The sequence below is a fragment of the Phocaeicola faecalis genome (genome assembly GCF_021730445.1).
GTDB lineage: Bacteria > Bacteroidota > Bacteroidia > Bacteroidales > Bacteroidaceae > Phocaeicola > Phocaeicola faecalis.
This window is the reverse complement of sequence record NZ_JADNRM010000017.1, coordinates 17,031-40,684: the sequence shown is the minus strand read 5'-3', so window position 1 is coordinate 40,684 and position 23,654 is coordinate 17,031. Positions and strand designations below refer to the sequence as shown.

The following is a 23,654-nucleotide window of genomic DNA, read 5'->3' as shown; positions in this document are numbered from 1 at the left end:
TTTTCTTTTTGGGCAGCCCTTATTAAAATTTATTCTTATTTTAGGTTATATACATTCATGTCCATTTATGTAAAAAATTCCTGCTGACCTTGTTTATGTCTTGTCAGTCACCATTTGCAAAACCATATTTGACCCTCAAAGAGGCTGAATTTGATAAGTAACTTGCTACATACTCATAATAAGGAGCTAAATAGAACACGAATGGGAAATACACAAATGCTAAACTAAAGAAGATATTGGCCAAAATAAACGCTATACCGAGAGAGAAACTTGATTTTTCAACTTCCTAAAACGGTGTTGTTCAAACATTTCTACTTATTTGTACTTGCCAGTTGAACCTACGCTTCCCTAATAAAATGTCTATGGTAAAAAGTTAAAAAATCCTCCCACTTTTGTTAGATATATTTTTTTGTGTAATTTTGTAATCGTTATGCGGCAGTAATAATATACATATTAATACGAGTTAGTAATCCTGTAGTTCTCATATGCTACGAGGAGGTATTAAAAGGTGCGTTTCGACAATGCATCTACTGTAGTATATTATTGCTTAATCCAAATGAATATTATAAATTTAGGAATTCTTGCTCACATTGATGCAGGAAAAACTTCCGTAACCGAGAATCTGCTGTTTGCCAGTGGAGCAACGGAAAAGTGCGGCCGTGTGGATAATGGTGACACCATAACGGACTCTATGGATATAGAGAAACGTAGAGGAATTACTGTCCGGGCTTCTACGACATCTATTATCTGGAATGGAGTGAAATGCAATATCATTGACACTCCGGGACACATGGATTTTATTGCGGAAGTGGAGCGGACATTCAAAATGCTTGATGGAGCAGTCCTCATCTTATCCGCAAAGGAAGGCATACAAGCGCAGACAAAGTTGCTGTTCAGTACTTTACAAAAGCTGCAAATCCCGACAATTATATTTATCAATAAGATTGACCGTGCCGGTGTGAATTTGGAGCGTTTGTATATGGATATAAAAACAAATCTGTCGCAAGATGTCCTGTTTATGCAAACTGTTGTCGATGGATCGGTTTATCCGGTTTGCTCCCAAACATATATAAAGGAAGAATACAAAGAATTTGTATGCAACCATGACGACGATATATTAGAACGATATTTGGCGGATAGCGAAATTTCACCGGCTGATTATTGGAATACGATAATCGCTCTTGTGGCAAAAGCCAAAGTCTATCCGGTGCTACATGGATCAGCAATGTTCAATATCGGTATCAATGAGTTGTTGGACGCCATTTCTTCTTTTATACTTCCTCCGGCATCAGTCTCAAACAGACTTTCAGCTTATCTCTATAAGATAGAGCATGACCCCAAAGGGCATAAAAGAAGTTTTCTTAAAATAATTGACGGAAGTCTGAGACTTCGAGACGTTGTAAGAATCAACGATTCGGAAAAATTCATCAAGATTAAAAATCTAAAGACTATTTATCAGGGCAGAGAGATAAATGTTGATGAAGTGGGTGCCAATGATATCGCGATTGTAGAAGATATAGAAGATTTTCGAATCGGAGATTATTTAGGTGCTAAACCTTGTTTGATTCAAGGATTATCTCATCAGCATCCCGCTCTCAAATCCTCCGTCCGGCCAAATAAGCCCGAAGAGAGAAGCAAGGTGATATCCGCTCTGAATACATTGTGGATTGAAGACCCGTCTTTGTCCTTTTCCATAAACTCATATAGTGATGAATTGGAAATCTCGTTATATGGTTTGACCCAAAAGGAAATCATACAGACATTGCTGGAAGAACGATTTTCCGTAAAGGTCCATTTTGATGAGATCAAGACTATCTACAAAGAACGACCTATAAAAAAGGTCAATAAGATTATTCAGATCGAAGTACCACCCAACCCTTACTGGGCCACAATAGGGCTGACTCTTGAACCCTTACCGTTAGGGGCAGGGTTGCAAATCGAAAGTGACATCTCCTATGGTTATCTGAACCATTCTTTTCAAAATGCCGTTTTTGAAGGGATTCGTATGTCTTGCCAATCTGGTTTACATGGATGGGAAGTGACAGATCTGAAAGTAACTTTTACTCAAGCCGAGTATTATAGCCCGGTAAGTACACCTGCTGATTTCAGACAGCTGACCCCTTATGTCTTCAGGCTGGCTTTGCAACAGTCAGGTGTGGACATTCTCGAACCGATGCTCTGTTTTGAGTTGCAGATACCCCAAGTAGCGAGTTCCAAAGCTATTACAGATTTGCAAAAACTGATGTCTGAGATTGAAGACATCAGTTGTAATAATGAGTGGTGTCATATTAAAGGGAAAGTTCCATTAAATACAAGTAAAGACTATGCCTCAGAAGTAAGTTCGTACACTAAGGGCTTAGGCATTTTTATGGTTAAGCCATGTGGGTATCAAATAACAAAAGACGGTTATTCTGATAATATCCGCATGAACGAAAAAGATAAACTTTTATTCATGTTCCAAAAATCAATGTCATTAAAATAATGGAGCGGTCAGGAAATTTCTATAAGGCAATACGGTTGGGATATATACTTATCTCCATTCTTATCGGATGTATGGCATATAATAGCCTCTATGAATGGCAGGAGATAGAAGCATTAGAACTTGGCAATAAAAAAATAGACGAGCTCCGAAAAGAAATAAACAATATCAATATTCAAATGATAAAATTTTCTCTATTGGGTGAAACAATACTGGAATGGAACGATAAAGATATCGAGCATTACCATGCACGGCGTATGGCAATGGACAGTATGCTCTGCCGTTTCAAGGCCACCTATCCAGCAGAGCGCATCGATAGTGTGCGCAGTCTTTTAGAGGATAAGGAACGACAGATGTTCCAGATAGTCCGGTTAATGGATGAACAACAATCTATTAACAAGAAGATAGCCAATCAAATTCCGGTTATTGTACAGAAAAGTGTGCAGGAACAGTCCAAAAAGCCAAAACGAAAAGGTTTCTTAGGCATATTCGGCAAAAAAAAGGAAGTAACTCCAGCAGTATCAACCACTATCCTTCATTCGGTCAATAGAAACGTAATCAGCGAACAGAAAGTGCAGGATCGCCAATTGTCGGAACAAGCCGACAGCCTTGCAGCTCGTAATGCAGAACTTAACAGACAACTGCAAGAATTGATTTGCCAAATAGAAGAAAAGGTACAAACCGAACTGCAAAGCCGGGAAAACGAAATAGTTGCCATGCGTGAAAAGTCATTTATGCAAGTAGGCGGTTTAATGGGATTCGTTCTTCTATTGTTGTTAATTTCCTACATCATCATACATCGTGATGCAAAAAGCATTAAACAATACAAGCACAAGACAACTGATTTGATAAGGCAACTGGAACAATCCGTACAACGGAACGAGGCACTGATAACGTCAAGGAAGAAGGCGGTACATACTATCACCCATGAACTGCGCACACCGCTGACAGCAATAACAGGCTATGCCGGACTGATACGGAAAGAACAGTGTGAGGATAAGTCCGGGCAGTATATCCAAAACATACTGCAATCCTCCGACCGTATGCGGGATATGCTTAACACTTTGCTTGACTTCTTCCGCCTGGACAACGGCAAGGAACAGCCCCGTCTGTCACCCTGCCGGATTTCAGCAATCACGCACACACTTGAAACGGAGTTCATGCCTGTTGCCGTGAACAAAGGGCTGTCCTTGTCCGTGAAGACTGGACACGATGCCATTGTATTGACCGACAAAGAGCGAATAATACAAATCGGGAATAACCTGCTGTCAAACGCTGTCAAGTTCACAGAAGAAGGCGGTGTTTCTTTGATTACTGAATATGATAATGGAGTTCTGACACTGGTCGTTGAAGATACAGGTACAGGCATGACAGAAGAGGAACAGAAACAAGCGTTCGGTGCGTTTGAACGTCTATCAAATGCCGCCGCAAAGGAGGGTTTCGGGCTTGGGCTTGCCATAATGCGTAATATTGTGTCGATGCTTGGCGGAACAATCCGTTTAGACAGCAAGAAAGGGAAAGGCAGTCGTTTCACAGTTGAAATTTCTATGCAGGAAGCTGAAGAACAGCTTGGATATACAAGCAATACACCTGTTTATCATAACAATAAATTCCATGATGTTGTCGCCATTGACAATGATGAGGTATTACTTCTGATGCTGAAAGAGATGTATTCCCAAGAAGGAATACACTGCGACACTTGCACCGATGCTGCGGCACTGATGGAAATGATACGCCAGAAAGAATACAGCCTGTTGCTGACAGACTTGAATATGCCCGATATAAACGGTTTCGAATTGCTGGAACTGTTGCGTTCGTCCAACGTGGGCAATTCACCAACAATCCCGGTGGTTGTGGCAACCGCTTCGGGCAGTTGTAACAAAGGGGAACTATTGGCAAAAGGCTTTGCCGGATGCCTGTTCAAACCGTTCTCCATATCGGAACTGATGGAGGTTTCCGACAGGTGTGCCATAAAAGCGACACCGGACGGGAAACCGGACTTTTCCGCCTTATTGTCCTATGGCAATGAAGCCGTCATGCTGGAAAAGTTGATAACTGAAACAGAAAAGGAAATGCAGGCGGTACGGGATGCAGCAAAAGAAAAAGACCTGCAAAAGCTGGATTCCCTGATCCACCACCTGCGCAGTTCGTGGGAGGTGCTCCGTGCCGACCAACCGCTGAATGTACTTTACGGATTGCTTCGTGGCGATGCTCTCCCGGATGGTGAAGCGTTAAGCCATGCCGTGACTGCCGTGCTGGATAAGGGAGTGGAAATAATACGGTTGGCAGAAGAGGAAAGGAGAAAATACGAAGATGAATAAGACAAAAATAATTGTGGTGGAAGACAACATCGTGTATTGCGAATATGTCTGCAATATGCTGTCACGGGAGGGCTACCGCAATATGAAGGCTTACCACCTCTCAACCGCGAAGAAACATCTGCAACAGGCAACAGATAATGATATCGTGGTTGCCGACCTGCGTCTGCCTGACGGCAGTGGCATAGACCTTTTGTGCTGGATGCGAAAGGAGGGAAAGATGCAGCCCTTCATCATTATGACCGACTACGCCGAAGTTAATACCGCCGTGGAAAGCATGAAACTCGGCTCGATAGACTATATTCCCAAACAGCTTGTGGAGGATAAACTTGTCCCCCTGATCCGTTCCATACTGAAAGAACGTCAGGCAGGACAACGCCGTATGCCTATATTCGCCCGTGAAGGTTCCGCCTTTCAGAAAATCATGCACCGCATAAGGCTGGTAGCCGCCACCGATATGAGCGTGATGATATTTGGTGAGAACGGCACGGGCAAGGAGCATATTGCCCACCTGTTGCATGACAAGAGCAAACGTGCAGGCAAGCCATTTGTGGCGGTGGACTGCGGTTCACTCTCCAAAGAGCTTGCACCGTCGGCTTTCTTCGGACACGTCAAAGGTGCATTTACAGGTGCGGACAATGCCAAGAAAGGATATTTCCATGAGGCGGAAGGCGGCACGTTGTTTCTGGACGAGGTAGGAAACCTCGCGTTGGAAACCCAACAGATGTTGCTCCGTGCCATACAGGAGAGGCGGTATCGCCCGGTCGGAGACAAGGCAGACCGGAATTTCAATGTCCGCATCATCGCTGCTACCAATGAAGATTTGGAGGTATCGGTGAATGAAAAGCGTTTTCGGCAGGATCTTCTGTACCGCCTGCACGACTTCGGGATAACCGTTCCTCCGTTGCGTGACTGTCAAGAAGACATTATGCCGCTGGCAGAGTTCTTCCGTGATATGGCAAACAGAGAGCTGGAGTGTAGCGTGAGCGGGTTCAGTTCCGAAGCACGTAAAGCGTTGCTGACACACGCATGGCCGGGCAACGTGCGGGAACTTCGGCAGAAAGTTATGGGTGCTGTATTGCAGGCGCAGGAAGGTGTTGTCATGAAAGAGCATCTGGAACTTGCCGTGACGAAACCGACCTCTACTGTCAGCTTCGCCTTGCGCAATGACGCGGAGGATAAGGAGCGGATATTGCGTGCGTTGAAACAGGCAAACGGCAACCGGAGTGTCGCCGCAGAACTGCTCGGCATAGGCAGGACAACACTATACAGCAAACTTGAAGAGTATGGACTTAAATATAAATTCAAGCAATCATAGCCCGTAATTCACTGAATTTGGCTATCTTTGCATAACATTTGAGAAAAACGGCGATTGGCAGGAGCTTTTCGCCGCCAACATATAGGATAAGACCGCAAGGCGTTTCAAGCGAAAATCTGGTAAATTGGAACTACGGAGACGATTGCGTGATGCTTATGCTATGCTTACGCATAGCGTGCATTCACGTACTCTCCGTAAAGGCTTTACCAGAGCCATCGCTTGAAGGTAGTGTGAATTGCACGCTACTTTTTTACCCTTGCCTAACGAAAGGAAACGATTATGGGTAAAGTTCAGATTCTCGCCGTACTGACGATGGACGGATGTCTTTCTTCAGAGTTATATGATAAAGCACATCAGGATTTGTGCCTTGACCGTTGCGGTCTTGATGAAATCAGGAAGAAAGCCTTTTACCGTGTGACACCGGACTATTCCATTTCAATGCTGCACGAATGGAGAAAAGACTGCACAAACATCCGTTACCTCGCGGAAGCCACACCGGACACGGCAGACTATATAAACGGACTGCTGCGGATGCACGCTGTGGATGAAATCATACTATACACCGTTCCTTTCATATCCGGAAGCGGACGACATTTTTTTAAGTCGGCTCTGCCAGAGCAACACTGGACGCTTTCCTCTTTGAAAAGCTATCCCAACGGTGTATGTCGCATTATCTATATCCTTGATAAAAAAGCAAGATAGCCAAAATGTGCGGCAAGCATACATTTCTATTTTCAGGAATAGAATAAATGTTCCGATTACAAACAATTTAAGTCGGAGATAATTTGTCCTTGTGAAAAAATACTGAATTTTATACCTCTGAAATCCAGCACTTTGTAAAATTGAGTGTTGGATTTTTTATTTTCTGCCGCGTTTTTTGCCAATTATATTCATGTGCGCACGCAGAAAACAAAGTGTAATTTTCAAAATTGACAGAACCATGAATTATTTCTTGCTGGCGGAAACCGACTTTTTCCGCCTGATAAACGAAGCCGGCGACTGCAATATGGAAACGGCATACACGGCTTTCGCCACCCAAGTGATCGAACTGTGCAACGGCGGCATGGACATGAACCTTACCGTCATCGCGCTTGCCTACATCGAAATCGAGTTGCAGCACCATCCCGTACGTAATCTGTCAGAAGAAAAAAGAGAGATTGCCGCCTACGTCAGCAAGGCTCTGTCTTTCGTAAGAAAGATGCAGAAATTCCTTGCCACGCCCCAAGTGCCACCACTAATATCCGCCAACAACGCAACAGAAACCACCGCCAGCCTTCTTCAATGGACGGGCAATGCCATCGACCTCGTGGAACTTATCTACGGCATAGACGTGATGGGCTGCATCAACAACGGCAATATGCCGCTCAAACAGCTCGCCCCACTTCTCTATAAGATATTCGGGGTTGATTCTAAAGACTGCTACCGCTTCTACACTGATATCAAACGCCGGAAGAACGAAAGCCGCACCTATTTCATTGACAGGATGCAGGAAAAACTGAACGAGAGAATGTTGCGTGATGAGGAGTTGGAGCGGATGAGAAAATAAAAAAATATCCATTACATATGAGAAGACAGGAATACTCGTATCCTGTCTTTTTATTTTCATTTAATTATATATTAATTAGCACAATATATGTGAGTTTTTCATTCCTATAAGGACAAATTTCAGAAACGTATGTCTGGTAAATTATTGAGTCATCATAGTATGAACATATATCATTACTAAAAACAATGAAACAACTTCCATAAGATTGTGGTTGTAAAAATCGCCATTTAATAGCCCGTTTTTTTTGTAAAATTCGCCAATTAAAAAAATATGATTATCTTTGCATTATATTTTATAAGGTATGGAAACAGTAAATAGAATACTTCAAGAGAAGATTACAGCACGAATCGCGCCCAATAAAGCAGTACTGATTTTTGGTGCTCGCCGTGTTGGTAAAACGGTAATGATGCGTAAAATTGTGGACAACTATTCAGGTAGGACGATGATGCTCAACGGCGAAGACTACGACACATTAGCACTATTGGAGAATCGCTCAATAGCCAATTATCGGCATTTATTGGATGGTATTGATTTGCTGGCTATTGATGAGGCACAGAACATACCACAAATCGGTAGTATTCTGAAGTTGATAGTTGATGAAATACCGGGAATAAGTGTCTTGGCAAGTGGTTCTTCGTCATTCGATTTGCTGAATAAGACTGGTGAACCGTTGGTCGGCCGCAGTACGCAATTTCTCCTTACACCATTCTCGCAACGGGAAATCGCACAGACGGAAACGGCACTTGAAACCCGCCAGAACCTCGAAGCGCGCTTGATTTACGGTTCCTATCCCGAAGTAGTAATGATGGAGAACTATGAACGTAAAACAGACTACCTACGTGATATTGTCGGTGCATACCTGCTTAAAGATATCTTAGCAATTGACGGCTTAAAAAATTCGAGCAAGATGCGCGATCTACTGCGATTGATAGCTTTTCAGTTGGGCAGCGAAGTTTCTTACGAAGAGTTAGGTAAACAACTCGGCATGAGCAAGACGACCGTTGAAAAATACCTCGACCTATTGGAAAAGGTCTTCGTTATCTATCGTCTGGGGGCTTATTCGCGTAACCTACGCAAGGAGGTTACAAAAGCTGGCAAGTGGTACTTCTACGACAACGGCATTCGCAATGCCATTATCGGGGCTTTCTCACCGCTGGCCATTCGGCAGGATGTCGGTGCGCTGTGGGAGAACTACATCATCGGAGAGCGGCGCAAAGCGAACTTCAATGAGGGACTGCACAGGGAGTTCTATTTCTGGCGCACCTACGACAAACAGGAAATCGACCTGATTGAGGAGAGTGCCGACAGTCTTACCGCCTTGGAGTTCAAGTGGGGAAATAAAATGCCGGCCGCACCGAAAGCCTTCCAAGAAGCCTATCCCTATGCCGAGTTTCATGTGGTAAATCGGGAGAATTATTTGGAGTTCGTATAATCAATAAATTACGTATATGGAAACAAAACTACAATCCAAACAGCAATATCCGCGGTTTATCCAAAATAAACCGTGTGGTATTGACAAATTCGATGGAGGTTCGCAAGAAAGGTTGGCAAAAACTATTGCTCGCCATTTTTGTCAGAATGATTCATTGGATGAGGAATGTACTTTACCTCGAATTATCGGCATCGAAGGTATTTGGGGATCTGGAAAATCCAACGTGGTTAAAATGTTGGAACGTGAATTATCAGACGACTATTACTTTTTTGAGTATGACGCATGGGGACATCAAGAGGACTTGCAACGCCGCTCTATATTGGAATTGCTTACAAGCAAACTTATTGATGATGGTATCCTATCTGGAAATGCAACAATAAAAGTCAAAGGTGGAGGTACGAAAACCGTATCATGGTCTGAAAAGCTGAAATATTTATTAGCCCGTAAAACGGAGACCGTAACCGAAAAATATCCCCTTATCAGTAATGGTATGGTTGCGGCATTTTTGGTTGCAGTTTTAACTCCGATATTTACATTTATTGCGTATGCAGTAAAACCTACACCCACAACATGGTGGTTTTCTTTATTGTCTATTATCATAGCTGCACTGCCAGTTCTTATTGCATTGTGCGTTTGGAAATGGGCATATAGCAAAGATCATAAATATGGATGGAGTTATATGTTAGCTATTTATCAAGATAAAGTCGAAAAGGACGTTTGCTATGAGACTTTGAGCGAAGACGAACCAACGGTTTACGAGTTCAAAACATGGATGCAAGACATTTCTGATTTTATCAAGGAAAAAGGACAACGTAAATTAGTCCTTGTTTTTGACAACATGGATCGTCTCCCCGCTGAAAAAGTAAAAGAATTATGGTCTTCTATCCATACGTTCTTCGCCGATAGCGGTTTTGAAAATGTTTGGGCTGTTATTCCTTTCGATGAAACACATTTAGCTTGTGCATTCGGAGATGAGACCGACGAACAAACGAAACAACTGACCAAGTATTTTATCAATAAAACTTTCCCTATTGTTTATCGTGTTGCTCCTCCTGTTATTACCGACTATCGAAGTATATTCAACAAACTGTTTGTTGAAGCATTTGGAGAAACAGAAAATGAAGCGAAAGAAACTATAAATCGGATATTCAGATTGGTAAATCCTAATGCCAATGTTAGGGAAATTATATCATATATCAATGAGATGGTCGCTCTTAAACAAGAGTGGTGTAACGAAATTTTGATGATAAACATAGCATTGTTCTGTTTGAAGAAGACGGATATTCTGGCAAATCCAGTAGAACAAATATTGTCCGGCGACTATCTGAATGGCATTCAAACAATAATTAACAATGATCTGCAAACACAACGCGAAATTGCAGCTTTGGTATATGGTGTCGATGTTGAAGATGCTCGACAAATTCCATTGAAAAAATATATTGAAGGCTGCATCAACGGAGAAGAAGACCACGACATAAATCAATATGCAGAGACTAATAAACAATTTGACACTGTATTAGAAGAAGTTATACAATGTATGGACAATGCGCTTATCGATAAGATTATACATTGTTTGCATAAATTAACTCGAAAGAGCGATGTTATTCTGCGTGTATGGCAAAGAATAGCACAATTGAAATTAAAAGAATCCATAGAGAAGCAGGTGTTCCCTGTCGAATACCAAGAACTGCTGTTGCATTTAGACACGGAAAGCCAAAACCATGTGATTGCTCAATTATATAAGAAGATAGTTCGGTTCAATGACTTCAATGGCGGCGACTATTTCAAAACGTTAGATGCAATAGACAGGTTTATTGCGCAAAATAAGTTGGCGTGCGATTTTACGTCATTGATTGAAGCAAAAACAGTCAAGCCAAATACATTTATCGATTATATTCAAGCTGCAAATGCAACAGATGCTGCCTATCGGGATAACGCGACAACTAAAGCATATAAATATTATCAAGTAGCAACAAATTCGGAGGCGCTCGATAATTATTTGGCAAACTTACTACCCGATAATTTCGACCATGCAGATATTGTAAAAACGTTAAAAGATAATTCTACCTATACGTTTCCAACGCTTTTGCAAGCGATCACGAATTGCATTGATGAACAGAATGTAAATAAAGATAATATAGGGGCTATATTTACAACCTATCGTTTATTGGCATCTGACGAAGAAAGACCTTTACCTGTAACGTTAGATTCAACCTACATAAATCAGTTGCATTCTGAATTAGAAACTGATGGCCGAAACATTAAAGAGTCTGGATATTACGATTTAGTCGCCATGCAATTGGCACATGGTCATTCCGTTTCCTTAATAGAGGGTGGAGATATAAAATATGTTGCAGAACTCATGGACTATTATGTGGATCATGGAGACTTATTAGTAAATAGTGTGGGATGGAATATACCGCTATTAAATGAAACACTACAATACATGGTAAATCATAAACTTGGCTATAAATTATTGCTCTCAGACATATTGCCCCAATTTGAAGATATTAAGAACAGAATAGGTGTAACGGATGAGGTATTTATCGAGCATTTAGCAGAGTGGAATACCGATTTGGATAAGTATATCACTAAGAACAATATTAAAGATGTAATTCCTGACGCATCTTTTTACGATTTGACCACTAAAATAAGCAATGTCCTGACCAATCATATCAATAAAATAGCGTTCGAAGCGTTGTCTGAAATAAGTGTTGATACATTATACGCCCAAAGAACAGCACATACATCATATTATTGGTTTGTCGCAATAAAACATTTACTGGCTAAAATCAAATCCTTGCCAGATAACTTGACTGAATTTGGCAAAAAGATTCTGATGGATATTGCTTCTGGAACTCAAAGTTTGAATCCTTTCCCTAATTGTTTCAAGAATATAGTTGAAAGATTGGATAAACGAAAAATTAAATCGACAGTTACCGATATAAGAAATGATTTCTGCATCGGTAAAAAGACTATCAATGCAATAAAGTTTCAATTTTTCGAAACATGGCTTAGATCGCATGGTAATTTGAAAAGTCAAGCTGGAGACGTTATTGATAAAATAGTGAAACCTGTAATTTCCGATGGGGCATGCCGTTCATTGATTCTGCAAAACAAAGATTTTTATATGGATTTAATAAATACAGCAGGGGATGATGCTTATGAATTGAAAAAGAGTCTCCGAAACCTCATACAAAAAGATTCAGATCCGCAATTGGTTAAATTTGTCAATTCGATAGATTCAGTACCTGAGGTTGAAACCGCGTAAGTATTTGTCTAACAAGTCCGAATTTTACGATTTTACCCGTCAGAACTGAAGTGCCCCCCAAAAAAATTGTATCCAACTTTTGGGGGTCACTTCAAACTTCGATAGGGATAATTTTCAATTTTGGGGACTTGTTAGACAGTCTCATTATCTGGTAGCAGTTTACACAGCACCGGATCGTTTTTGATACGCTCCAGTTCCTCCTGCACAATCTGCTTCACCTCTTCCTTGATGCGCCGGTAGTTCGCCTGCACCGTTTCCTTCATGCGGTCGTTGCCGTCCTCGTCCGTGAAGTTTGTAATGACGGGAATTTTCTTGTAGGCACTTTCTTCCCGTTTCACCTTTTCGGCATCCACCACAATCTCGCAATGAAAAATCTTCTGCTCGATACGCTCGTTGAAGTTGTCGGATACAGAACCGACAAACATTCCCTGCGTAAGCCCGGAAATCTTACTCGGTGGAATGAGCGCGTCCATCTGCGTGTTGATGGAGGTGGAAACATCCTGCCGGTTGATGGAGATGGACTGCCGTTTCTGCAACACCTTACCGAACCGCTCGGAGAGCGTCTTGGCTGTTTCCCCCACCACCTGACCGGAGAAAATATTGCCGACAGTGTTCATCACCACTTTCGCCTCTTTGTCCCCGTAGTCACGCACTAACTGGCTGAAATCCTGAAAGCCCAGACACACGGCAACCTTGTTGCTTCGGGCGGTAGCTATAAGATTGTCCAACCCTTTGAAGTATATTGTGGGCAACTCGTCGATGATGACCGATGACTTCAGCATCCCCTTCTTGTTGATGAGCTTCACGATACGGGAATTATACAGACCGAGTGCCGCACCGTAGATATTCTGACGGTCGGGATTGTTACCCACGCAGAGGATTTTCGGCTCTTCGGGATTGTTGATGTCCAGCGTAAACTCGCTGTCTGACATCACCCAGTAGAGCTGCGGTGAAATCATCCTCGAAAGCGGGATTTTTGCCGACGCTATCTGACCCATGAGCTGCTCCGCAGCCCCTCCAAGCCACGCATCCATGAACGGCGAAAGGTAGTTCTCCAGCTCCGGATAAGAGGTCAGTATCGGAAATATATCCTCGTAACGGCGGTTCAGAAACTCGATAGCATGGGGAAACGTGCAAAACTTCCCGTTCTGATAGATTTTGAGATACCAGATAATACTGGCAAACAGAATGATAGGTGACTCCACGAAGAAGTCGCCCTGCTTTTGCACCCACGTTTTATTGAGGTTGAGCATTATTGTGTAGGCACTCTCATAGGCATCCGTAATATCTTCCATAAAATCCGGGTGAATGGGATTGCACCGATGAGAGCGTCGCGGGTCGTCGAAGTTGATCACATAGAACTTCGGCTTTACCTTGTAGCCGTCCGGGTGGTTCAGCAAATGGTTGTAGGCAATAGTAGATAGGTCGGGATACTTGAAATCGTAGATGTATTGACTAAAGCCCTTTTCAATCTGTTGCTTGATAAAATTGTTTACCACGGCATAGGACTTGCCGCTGCCCGGCGTACCCAACACGATGGACGCACGGAAGGGATTAACTACATTGATCCAACCGTTGTTCCAGCGTTTCCTGTAATAGAAACGTGTCGGCAGATTGACCGAATACTCGCTTTCGATAAGCCTCGTTTCCTGCATGAAACTCTCGTTCTCGTTGTTGAAAACATCCTCCATCAAATTGTGTTTCAACAGGCGGCTCATCCACAGACCACCCATCAACAGGCAGACATAGCCCGTTCCAATGGTAAGGACATACAGTCCCGTCACCGCTTCAAGCGGCAGCGGCAGGGGCAGCAACCACCAGTTCAGGAAAAACAGCACGAACCCGACGGCAAATGCTGTCCAGATTCTCCCCCAAGTGATTTTCTCACCCTTGACACCCTTCGTACCCAGACAGGACAAGGCAAGCAAAAGGACGGAAAACAGCTTCGTGTAGAGAATGGAATGGAACAGCCCCGCCGTGCGGTCGAAGTTCAGAAGGATTTTGTCCACCACGCCGATGTTCACGCCCCACAGCCGGATGGCTTCGTAGCAGAACCAGTACACGTTCATGACCACTAAAATGATACTCACGGCACGCAGAAAATCCATGATTTTCGCCAATGCCCTCAAATCGTCTTCTTGTTGTGACATACATTGATTTTTTAATTGTTGATACTCTGATTACATACCCAAGCCCTTGCGTTTTTTCTTCTTTTTGCGCTTCATCGCCCGGATGAAAGCCTCTTCCTCGGCATCTACCGCCGGACCTTCGGGAGTGAGCAAGCCCATACCGCCCGATATATCTTCACTGTCGTAGGCGGTCTGCCCGTGTGCCTTGTCCGCAGCATCCACAGGGATGGATAGCGGTATCGGCGGTTGTCCGGCGTATGGCAGGGTGAAGTGTTCCTGCAAGGCATTCGCCGAAAGCTCCTTACCCATGCGCGAACCGTTCAGCACGCATCCCGTGCGGTGGTCGATGAAGGTAGCCCCATAGATGCGCCCTTCCTCTGTGTAGCGCAGTACGGTGTCGATGCCCTTCTCTTTGAGTTGGGATACAAATTTGTCCTTGTCATAAGTGCCTTGCAGCACGGAAAGGACGGTGCGTTTCGTCATGTCTGCCAGTTTCCTATCCTTGATTTCCGATTTGGAACGGACAAACTTCTTCTGTACGGCTTCATAGCCTGCGGACTTCCCGAAAAGCGAGGATTTGAACGGGTTGCCCACCTTGTTACCCTTGTCGTCCGTGACGGAATAGACCAGCCCGTGATACTCCCGTCCGCGCACGTTGCCCCTCGCTTCCTCCACCGTCATATTATATAAGGAAAGGAGCGCACGGTATTCGCCCATCGTCTGGAAACGGTACTGCCCATTCAGAGCCTTCACGGTGTTGCCTACCTGCTTCTTCACATCACCTGCCGATGCGGCCACCTTGCGCAACGGATTATCCAATCTCTGATTTTTACGTTCTGCCGGATGCAATCCGTACTTCTGTTCCAGTTCCCTGCGGATACGGTCGCTGCGGCGGTAGAGAAAATCCCGGTTGAGCCTTTTCCCGTTCTCGTCCACGTTGACCGTCACGATGTGCAGGTGGTGGCGGTCGATGTCCTCGTGCTTGAATACAAGATAAGGCTGGTTTCCGAAACCGAGTTTTTCCAGATACTCGCGGGCGATATTCTGCAACTCAATATCGGTCAGCACATCCTCCGGGTGCGGGTTGAGAGAGATATGCACCACCGGCTTCTCGATCTTCATCTGCGGTGGCAGGAAGGTGAGAAAACCCTCCATCGCCTTGCCTATGTCCACCGTTCCCGAACCGTCATTGTAGATGCGGTTGGGGGTGAGAAGCCGCCCCTGCGCCTCGTTAATCTTCTCCCCGTTGTAGGCAATCGCGCCGTACAACGAACTTCCTACACTGATTTTTGCGACCATTTTGCCTCCATTTCCCTTGAAAGTTCCACAATCCGGCGGCTCAGTTTCACGAGTTCGACGGTGTGTTGCTCTAATTTGTAGAGCAACGCCATCGCCTTTTTCTCTGAAAAATGCAGCCTCAGTTCCTTCACGACTTGGTTGTAATTCGTACCCACGGCACGGAATTGTGCATGAAAATCCGACAGTTTGGTGTAATAGTCCACCAACGTCTTGTCCACCTTCAGCACCTTGAACGGTTGCCCGAAGAAGTGCGCTTTGAGGAAAACAGACCGTGCATAGACACCCGATTTTCCGAACATGGCGAGGAAACGGTTGTGTTCCTCCTCGTTGAAACGGACGGTGTACCGGTACACCGCCGGATCAAGTTTGGGATTTCTCCCTGATTTGCTTTTCCTTTTCTCTTTCATATTACTTTGGATTTAGCGGATTGACGGCATAAGCCGCCGCTTCGGATTACAGCACCGCAGTTCTGAAAGGCTTCCCGACTTCGGAGGGAAAGCCCGCCCCCTGCAAGGGCAAGTGCTTTTCGTGGCTGCTCAAAATATTTTGAGCGGCTGAAAAGACATCTTGCTATGTTCAGGTGAACATAAAAATCCGTCAGGGGACGGATTGGGAAAATACCTTTCAGGACTCCGGGCCGCGCGTCATCGGCGAACCCTGCTGTCCGGGTGCAAAGTTACGCCCTTAAAGCGGTATCGGACAGATGCTTGACCCGGTCAATGACTGCCAACCGGCGCAACGTGCCGCCACTTGCCGGAGAAGTGATACAGGTTCCAAAATATACTTGTTTATTTGCAGCATGATTCAAGAAACGAACGATTTGAAGATATGATAAACGGAACATTCAAATACCCGGAAATCCGCTTCTTCGGATACTTGCCGAAACGGATACCCGAACCGTCGGAAACCCGGTTCTCCGACAATTCGGTGACGTATGGATTCAATGACTTCATGACGCAATGTCGTCAATCACCATTTGTCCGACGCACCGCTTCACCACAGAACCGGATACGCGACGACCCGCCTGCGTGTGTAGTCACGGAAGCGGATGGTGCGACAGCCAAATCCGTATGGAAACAGAAAAACAAATCATCAACAATTAAAATAAATGGAACTATGAGTAAGGAAATCTTCGTTGCATTCGCAACACAGAAAGGTGGCATCGGCAAATCCACTGTCACGGCACTTGCCGCCAGCTACCTGCACAACGTGAAAGGCTACAATGTCGCCGTCGTGGACTGCGACGACCCGCAGCACAGCATCCACGGGCTGCGCGAACACGAAATGGGGCTTATCGACAGCAGCACCTACTTCAAGGCTCTCGCTTGCGACCATTTCCGCCGGATCAAAAAGAACGCCTACACCATCGTCAAAAGCAATGCGGTGAACGCCCTCGACGATGCCGAGAGGATGATTGCCACTGAGGACGTGAAACCCGACGTGGTGTTCTTCGACATGCCCGGCACACTCCGAAGCAACGGCGTGATAAAGACGCTCTCGCAGATGGACTACATTTTCACTCCGCTGAGTGCCGACCGCTTTGTCGTGGAGAGTACCCTGAAATTCGTCACGATGTTCCGCGACAGGCTGATGACTACCGGACAGGCGAAAACAAAGGGGCTGCATCTGTTCTGGACGATGGTGGACGGCAGGGAGAGGAACGACTTGTACGGCATCTACGAGGAAGTGATAGCCGAAATGGGCTTTCCGGTACTTTCCACCCGCTTGCCCGACAGCAAGAAGTTCCGCCGTGACCTTTCGGAAGAGCGCAAGAGCGTTTTCCGCTCCACCATCTTCCCGATGGACACGGCACTGCTGAAAGGGAGTGGCATCCGGGAGTTTTCCGAAGAGATAAGCGACATCATCAGACCGCAGTGAGCATGGGCAGCAGGAAAGTGAACACGGAAGGCATCGACGAGGAACTGCTGTTAGCCTCCATCGGGCGGCGCACACAGGACGGGACACTGCGCCCCGCACAGGAAGTACCCGCAGCTGCACCGACCGAAGAGGACACCGCCGCACCGGAACCATCTCCTGTGCAACCCGTAACACGGGAAAAAGCGCAGAGGGAAAGTGGACGCCGGAAAAGGCAGGACGAGGACTACAACGAGCTATTCCTGCGCCGCAACGAGATAAAGACCCGCCAATGTGTCTATATCAGCCGTGACGTCCACGGCAAGATCCTCAGAATCGTGAACGACATCGCCGGAGGGGAAATCTCAGTAGGCGGATATGTGGATACCGTGCTGCGCCAGCATCTGGAACAGCACAAGGAGAGAATCAACGAACTGTACAAGAAACAACGTGAAGATCTGATTTGAAAATGGAAAAAGAAATGACACCGAATGAAAAAAGACCACAGCAAGACTGCGGAGGTATGTTTACCCAAGTGCAGGCGAGTGTGGAAATACTGTCGCCTGTCCCGGTAAGCGGCAAATGCAGTGAGAAGGACTATGAACGCCTGTTCATCCGCGACCCGGAAGTAAAGGCACGTGAGGGGAAGATGGCGTATGTGCGCCCGGAGTACCACGAGCGTATCATGCGTATCACCCGTGTAATCGGGCATGACCGGCTTACGCTGTCCGCTTACATCGACCATGTGCTGACGCACCACTTCAACCAGTGCGAAGATGCGATAAAGAGCCTTTATGCCCGAAATTACAATTCAGTATTCTAACCAAAAACGGAAGGATATGAATTACACAATCAGCATGACAGACATTCTGCTGGCGGTATCGGTCGGCTGCAACCTCTGGTTCCTGTTCCTGCTCCTTTACGAGCGCATCATGGACACGCGGATTGTCCGCTTCTTCAAGGGCATTGTCGGATTATGGCGGTCACTGGACGGGAATGAGGCTAAACGCATAGCGGCACACGAGGAAGTCCCTGCGGAAAAGGCGGACATCATCGGCAAGAGCCGTTTCAGGATGGCATCCACCCGGACAACCGCTGCCATACCGACGCAAGAAGCCGCCACTATTGAAAAAGGCATTGAGCTGTCGGAGGAAGAGGCTACTTTTGACGACGGAAAAACGGGAAACGCATCCCGCCCGGCACAAGTCCCGGAGGAAAAACTCGATGAGACCTTCACGAGCATACCGCCGGAGGAACTGGGATACGGGGACGACGAACCGGAAGAGGACGCCTCGGACACGCCACGGGCTTCGGGCAGCAGCTTTGACGAGATTGACGACGCCTGCAAGACCGCCAAAAACCCGGACGCGACACAGGCGGAACGTGAAAAGGCGGCTAAGGTGTTCACCGACATGGAGGGCACGGAGTTGTACGAGAAAATGATGGAAGGCTCTTCGGAGATAGGCATCCGCATCAAGGGGCTTATCGAGATTCGGCTGAAGAAATCTGAAAAGGAGTTCGTCGTGCCGGACAACATCGAGGAGTTCGACATTCGCAACTATGTATGACAACAATAAAAGAAATGAACATGAAAGAATGACATCAACCCACGCGGCGAGGAAACGCAAGGCGCATCCCCATCCGCAACGGACACGCCCACGTCCGTGGAAACAAACGGGCATCCACTAAAACCAAAGTAAAGAAACAAAGTATCAACCGCCCGACAAAGGACCATCCACCCTTTTGACGGCAAAAAACAAGAACAGTTTATGAACAAGAACATCTTGAAAAACAGAAAAGCAATCCTCTCCGCGGCACTTGTCATCGCCGCAACCGCCTCCGCTTTCGCGCAGGGAAACGGCATCGCGGGCATCAACGAAGCCACCTCTATGGTGAGTTCTTATTTCGACCCCGGAACTAAACTGATATACGCCATCGGTGCAGTCGTCGGGCTTATCGGGGGCGTAAAAGTGTACGGCAAGTTTTCATCGGGCGACCCCGACACCAGCAAGACAGCCGCCTCGTGGTTCGGCGCGTGCATCTTCCTGATTGTTGCCGCCACCATCCTGCGCTCATTCTTCCTTTAATAAATAATGTATGGCTGAATACCCAATCAACAAGGGTATCGGCCGTCCGGTAGAGTTCAAGGGCTTGAAGGCACAGTACCTCTTCATCTTCTGCGGAGGTCTGCTGGCTCTCTTCGTCCTGTTCGTCATCCTCTACATGGTCGGTATCGACCAGTGGATATGTATCGGCTTCGGCGCGGCATCGTCCTCCCTCCTTGTATGGCAGACCTTCGCGCTGAACGCCCGGTACGGTGAACACGGGCTGATGAAATTAGGAGCGGCACGGAGCCATCCCCGATACCTTATCAACCGGCGGCGGATAACCCGTCTGTTCAAACGACAACGAAAGGAAGAAAGACAATGAGGAATACATCGAAAATGACAACACTGGAAAACAGGTTCCCACTTTTAGCGGTGGAGCATGGCTGCATCATCTCAAAGGACGCCGACATCACGGTGGCTTTCGAGGTGGAACTACCGGAACTTTACACCGTGACGGGTGCGGAGTACGAGGCGATACACAGTTGCTGGTGCAAGGCTATCAAGGTGCTGCCGGACTACTCCGTCGTCCACAAACAGGACTGGTTCATCAAGGAACGCTACAAACCGGAGCTTCAGAAGGACGACATGAGCTTTTTAAGCCGCTCTTTCGAGCGTCACTTCAACGAGCGTCCGTACCTGAAACACACCTGCTACCTCTACCTGACCAAGACAACAAAGGAGCGTAACCGGATGCAGAGCAATTTCAGCACGCTGTGCCGGGGACATATCATCCCGAAGGAGCTGGACAGGGAAACCACGACCAAGTTCTTGGAAGCCTGCGAACAGTTCGAGCGCATCATGAACGACAGCGGGCTTGTCAGGCTGCGCCGCCTCTCCACCGATGAGATTGTGGGTACTGAGGGAAAGACGGGACTTATTGAACGCTACTTCTCGCTCATGCCGGAAGGTGACACCACCTTGCAGGACATCGAGCTTTCGGCAAGGGAGATGCGCATCGGCGACAACCGCCTGTGTCTGCACACCCTCTCCGACGCGGAAGACCTGCCGGGCAAGGTGGCTACCGACACCCGTTACGAGAAGCTCTCCACCGACCGGAGTGACTGCCGACTGTCATTCGCCTCCCCGGTGGGGCTTCTGCTCTCCTGCAACCATATCTACAACCAGTATGTGCTGATAGACAACAGTGAGGAAACCTTGCAGAAGTTCGAGAAGTCCGCCCGTAACATGCAGTCGCTATCTCGCTATTCAAGGAGCAACAGCATCAACCGCGAGTGGATAGACCAATACCTGAACGAAGCCCATTCCTACGGACTGACCTCGGTACGGGCACACTTCAACGTCATGGCGTGGAGCGACGATGCGGAGGAACTGAAGCATATCAAGAACGACGTGGGCAGCCAGTTGGCAAGCATGGAATGCGTGCCGCGCCACAACACCATCGACTGCCCGACACTCTACTGGGCGGCGATACCCGGCAATGCGGCGGACTTCCCGGCGGAAGAGAGTTTCCACACCTTCATCGAACAGGCGGTGTGCCTGTTCACAGAGGAAACCAACTACCGCAGCTCGCTCTCGCCCTTCGGCATCAAGATGGTGGACAGGCTCACGGGAAAACCGCTGCACCTTGACATCTCCGACCTGCCCATGAAGCGAGGTATCACGACCAACCGCAACAAGTTCGTGCTGGGTCCTTCGGGCAGCGGCAAGTCTTTCTTCATGAACCACCTCGTGCGCCAATATTATGAGCAAGGCGCACATGTGGTATTGGTGGACACGGGAAACTCCTATCAGGGCTTGTGCGGCATGATCCGACGCAAGACAGGCGGAGCGGACGGTGTGTATTTCACCTACACGGAAGATAAGCCCATCAGCTTCAACCCGTTCTACACCGACGATTACATCTTCGACGTGGAGAAGAAGGACAGCATCAAGACCCTGTTGCTGACGCTCTGGAAGTCGGAGGACGACAAGGTGACAAAGACGGAGAGCGGCGAGCTGGGCAGTGCCGTGAGTGCCTATATTGAGCGCATCCAATCCGACCGTAGCATCGTGCCGTCGTTCAACACCTTCTACGAGTATATGCGTGACGACTACCGCAAGGAACTGGCACAGCGTGACATCAAGGTGGAGAAGTCCGACTTCAACATCGACAACATGCTCACCACCATGCGGCAGTATTACCGGGGCGGGCGTTACGATTTCCTGCTCAACTCCACGGAGAACATCGACCTGCTCGGCAAGCGGTTCATCGTCTTCGAGATAGATTCGATTAAAGAAAACCGCGAACTGTTCCCCGTCGTGACCATCATCATCATGGAAGCCTTCATCAACAAGATGCGGCGGCTGAAAGGCGTGCGGAAACAGCTTATCGTGGAAGAGGCTTGGAAGGCCCTCTCATCGGCGAACATGGCTGAATATCTGCGCTATATGTATAAGACGGTCAGAAAATATTACGGCGAGGCAATCGTGGTGACGCAGGAGGTGGACGACATTATCAGTTCTCCGGTGGTCAAAGAGAGCATTATCAACAACTCGGATTGTAAAATCCTGCTTGACCAAAGGAAATATATGAACAAGTTCGACCAGATACAGGCGTTGCTCGGACTGACGGAAAAGGAGAAGTCGCAGATACTCTCCATCAACATGGCGAACAACCCTTCACGGCTCTACAAGGAGGTGTGGATAGGCTTGGGCGGCACGCAGTCGGCGGTCTATGCCACGGAGGTCAGCGCGGAAGAGTATCTGGCGTACACCACCGAGGAAACGGAAAAAGTGGAGGTTTACCGTCTGGCGGAGAAGCTGGGCGACGACATCGAAGCCGCCATCCGGCAGCTTGCCGAAAGGCGGAGAAACAAGGAATAACTAAAAAACAGAATGTATCAACCAAAAAAGAAAAACGCGTATGAATTTACCAAAAGTGAAAATGCTGCAAGTCAGCAAGTGCCTTATCGGATTGGCGGTCATGATGCTGCAATCCTGCGACGTGGCCGACAACCGCCGCGACATGCTGTGCGGGAACTGGGAGAGCGTGGAGGGAAAACCTGACGTGCTTATCTACAAGGAGGGCGAAGCCTACAAAGTGACGGTGTTCCGTCGTAGCGGTCTGCGCCGCAAGCTCAAGCCGGAAACCTATCTCTTGCAGGAGGAGAACGGCAACCTGTTCATGAACACCGGCTTCCGCATCGACGTGTCCTACAACGAGGCCACGGATGTGCTGACTTTCTCGCCAAACGGGGACTATGTGCGGGTGAAGCCGCAGCCGGGACATCCGACCGAAGAATAACAACCACTAAAATCCAAAGTAACATGAGAACAAGAATAACAATGATTATCTGCCTGTGCCTGCTTTTCGCGGGCAGGGCAAGCGCACAGTGGGTCGTAAGCGATCCGGGCAATCTAGCGCAGGGCATCATCAATGCCTCCAAAAACATCATCCATACCTCCAAGACCGCCACGAACATGGTGAGCAACTTTCAGGAGACGGTGAAAATCTATCAGCAGGGCAAGAAGTATTACGATGCCCTCAAATCGGTGAACAATCTGGTCAAGGACGCCCGCAAGGTGCAGCAGACCATCCTGATGGTGGGCGACATCACAGACATCTATGTGAACAGTTTCCAACGGATGCTCCGTGACGGGAATTTCAGACCCGAAGAGCTTTCCGCAATCGCTTTCGGCTACACGAAACTGCTGGAGGAAAGCAACGAAGTGTTGACGGAACTCAGGAACGTGGTGAACATCACCACGCTCTCCATGACCGACAAGGAGCGCATGGACGTGGTGGAACGCTGCCACTCGAAGATGAAGCGTTACCGCAACCTCGTGAGCTACTACACGAACAAGAACATCTCCGTGAGTTACCTGCGTGCGAAAAAGAAGAACGACCTCGACCGCATCATGGGGCTGTACGGGAACATGAACGAAAGATACTGGTAGCCT

Annotated in this window: 20 protein-coding genes; 16 read left to right on the top strand and 4 right to left on the bottom strand. The window is 47.0% G+C overall.

Translation table 11 applies throughout. The annotated features are described in order from the left end of the window. Positions 1-556 precede the first annotated feature (556 nt). From tet(Q) to IR173_RS14340, 7 genes are all read left to right on the top strand, one after another. Positions 557-2,482 carry a tetracycline resistance ribosomal protection protein Tet(Q) gene (tet(Q), locus tag IR173_RS14370; protein ID WP_004291466.1) on the top strand — a complete coding sequence of 642 codons (1,926 nt, stop codon included), beginning with the start codon at positions 557-559 and terminating at the stop codon, positions 2,480-2,482. Next, positions 2,482-4,800 carry a hybrid sensor histidine kinase/response regulator gene (locus IR173_RS14365; RefSeq protein WP_004291467.1) on the top strand — a complete coding sequence of 773 codons (2,319 nt, stop codon included), beginning with the start codon at positions 2,482-2,484 and terminating at the stop codon, positions 4,798-4,800. The genes tet(Q) and IR173_RS14365 overlap by 1 nt, the downstream gene beginning before the upstream one ends. Beyond that, positions 4,793-6,115 (top strand): sigma-54-dependent transcriptional regulator, encoded by a 1,323-nt coding sequence (locus IR173_RS14360; RefSeq protein WP_004291471.1) that lies wholly within the window; start codon positions 4,793-4,795, stop codon positions 6,113-6,115. Before IR173_RS14365 ends, IR173_RS14360 begins: the two co-directional genes overlap by 8 nt. 279 nt (positions 6,116-6,394) lie before the next feature. After that, positions 6,395-6,817 carry a dihydrofolate reductase family protein gene (locus tag IR173_RS14355; protein WP_004291474.1) on the top strand — a complete coding sequence of 141 codons (423 nt, stop codon included), beginning with the start codon at positions 6,395-6,397 and terminating at the stop codon, positions 6,815-6,817. A gap of 238 nt (positions 6,818-7,055) precedes the next feature. Further along, complete coding sequence (locus tag IR173_RS14350; protein WP_004304269.1) at positions 7,056-7,661, top strand: RteC domain-containing protein; 606 nt, start codon at positions 7,056-7,058, stop codon at positions 7,659-7,661. Between the two features lie 301 nt (positions 7,662-7,962). Then, positions 7,963-9,093, top strand: coding sequence for an ATP-binding protein (locus IR173_RS14345; protein ID WP_004291480.1), 1,131 nt, complete (start codon positions 7,963-7,965; stop codon positions 9,091-9,093). Positions 9,094-9,109: 16 nt separating this feature from the next. Next, a complete protein-coding gene (locus IR173_RS14340; RefSeq protein ID WP_237040247.1) occupies positions 9,110-12,364 on the top strand; it encodes a P-loop NTPase fold protein in 3,255 nt (1,084 codons plus the stop codon). Positions 12,365-12,495: 131 nt separating this feature from the next. On the opposite strand, the gene mobC is transcribed toward IR173_RS14340, so the two are convergent. The 4 genes from mobC to IR173_RS14320 form a co-directional block, all read right to left on the bottom strand. Next, positions 12,496-14,514 carry a conjugal transfer protein MobC gene (gene mobC / locus IR173_RS14335; protein WP_004291482.1) on the bottom strand — a complete coding sequence of 673 codons (2,019 nt, stop codon included), beginning with the start codon at positions 14,512-14,514 and terminating at the stop codon, positions 12,496-12,498. Between the two features lie 30 nt (positions 14,515-14,544). Continuing rightward, a complete protein-coding gene (gene mobB / locus IR173_RS14330) occupies positions 14,545-15,792 on the bottom strand; it encodes a conjugal transfer protein MobB (protein ID WP_237040246.1) in 1,248 nt (415 codons plus the stop codon). Continuing rightward, positions 15,771-16,199 carry a conjugal transfer protein MobA gene (gene mobA, locus IR173_RS14325; RefSeq protein ID WP_004291488.1) on the bottom strand — a complete coding sequence of 143 codons (429 nt, stop codon included), beginning with the start codon at positions 16,197-16,199 and terminating at the stop codon, positions 15,771-15,773. Before mobA ends, mobB begins: the two co-directional genes overlap by 22 nt. A 269-nt stretch (positions 16,200-16,468) precedes the next feature. Next, positions 16,469-16,636, bottom strand: a complete 168-nt coding sequence (locus IR173_RS14320; protein ID WP_004313591.1) for a hypothetical protein — start codon at positions 16,634-16,636, stop codon at positions 16,469-16,471. Between IR173_RS14320 and IR173_RS14315 the strand changes: the two genes are divergently transcribed. The 9 genes from IR173_RS14315 (at position 16,621) to IR173_RS14275 (ending at position 23,651) form a co-directional block, all read left to right on the top strand. Then, positions 16,621-17,670, top strand: coding sequence for a ParA family protein (locus tag IR173_RS14315; protein WP_004291492.1), 1,050 nt, complete (start codon positions 16,621-16,623; stop codon positions 17,668-17,670). The two genes, IR173_RS14320 and IR173_RS14315, sit on opposite strands and share 16 nt — an antisense overlap. 2 nt (positions 17,671-17,672) lie before the next feature. Beyond that, positions 17,673-18,113 carry a DUF3408 domain-containing protein gene (locus IR173_RS14310; protein WP_004291503.1) on the top strand — a complete coding sequence of 147 codons (441 nt, stop codon included), beginning with the start codon at positions 17,673-17,675 and terminating at the stop codon, positions 18,111-18,113. 2 nt (positions 18,114-18,115) lie between these two features. Further along, the gene (locus tag IR173_RS14305) at positions 18,116-18,469 is read left to right on the top strand and encodes a DUF3408 domain-containing protein (RefSeq protein ID WP_004291505.1); all 354 of its coding nucleotides are present in this window, start codon (positions 18,116-18,118) and stop codon (positions 18,467-18,469) included. 16 nt (positions 18,470-18,485) lie between these two features. Further along, positions 18,486-19,214: a hypothetical protein gene (locus IR173_RS14300; RefSeq protein WP_004304280.1), complete on the top strand. Its 729-nt coding sequence runs from the start codon at positions 18,486-18,488 to the stop codon at positions 19,212-19,214. 201 nt (positions 19,215-19,415) lie between these two features. Then, positions 19,416-19,733 carry a DUF4134 domain-containing protein gene (locus tag IR173_RS14295; protein ID WP_002560983.1) on the top strand — a complete coding sequence of 106 codons (318 nt, stop codon included), beginning with the start codon at positions 19,416-19,418 and terminating at the stop codon, positions 19,731-19,733. A 10-nt stretch (positions 19,734-19,743) separates the two neighbouring features. Next, on the top strand, positions 19,744-20,076 hold the full coding sequence (locus IR173_RS14290) for a DUF4133 domain-containing protein (protein ID WP_004291514.1): 333 nt from the start codon (positions 19,744-19,746) through the stop codon (positions 20,074-20,076). After that, positions 20,073-22,577 carry a TraG family conjugative transposon ATPase gene (locus IR173_RS14285; protein ID WP_004291515.1) on the top strand — a complete coding sequence of 835 codons (2,505 nt, stop codon included), beginning with the start codon at positions 20,073-20,075 and terminating at the stop codon, positions 22,575-22,577. Before IR173_RS14290 ends, IR173_RS14285 begins: the two co-directional genes overlap by 4 nt. Positions 22,578-22,617: 40 nt before the next feature. Continuing rightward, positions 22,618-22,998, top strand: a complete 381-nt coding sequence (locus tag IR173_RS14280; protein WP_004291516.1) for a DUF3876 domain-containing protein — start codon at positions 22,618-22,620, stop codon at positions 22,996-22,998. Positions 22,999-23,021: 23 nt separating this feature from the next. Continuing rightward, positions 23,022-23,651: a DUF4141 domain-containing protein gene (locus tag IR173_RS14275; protein ID WP_004304283.1), complete on the top strand. Its 630-nt coding sequence runs from the start codon at positions 23,022-23,024 to the stop codon at positions 23,649-23,651. The last annotated feature ends 3 nt before the right edge of the window (positions 23,652-23,654 follow it).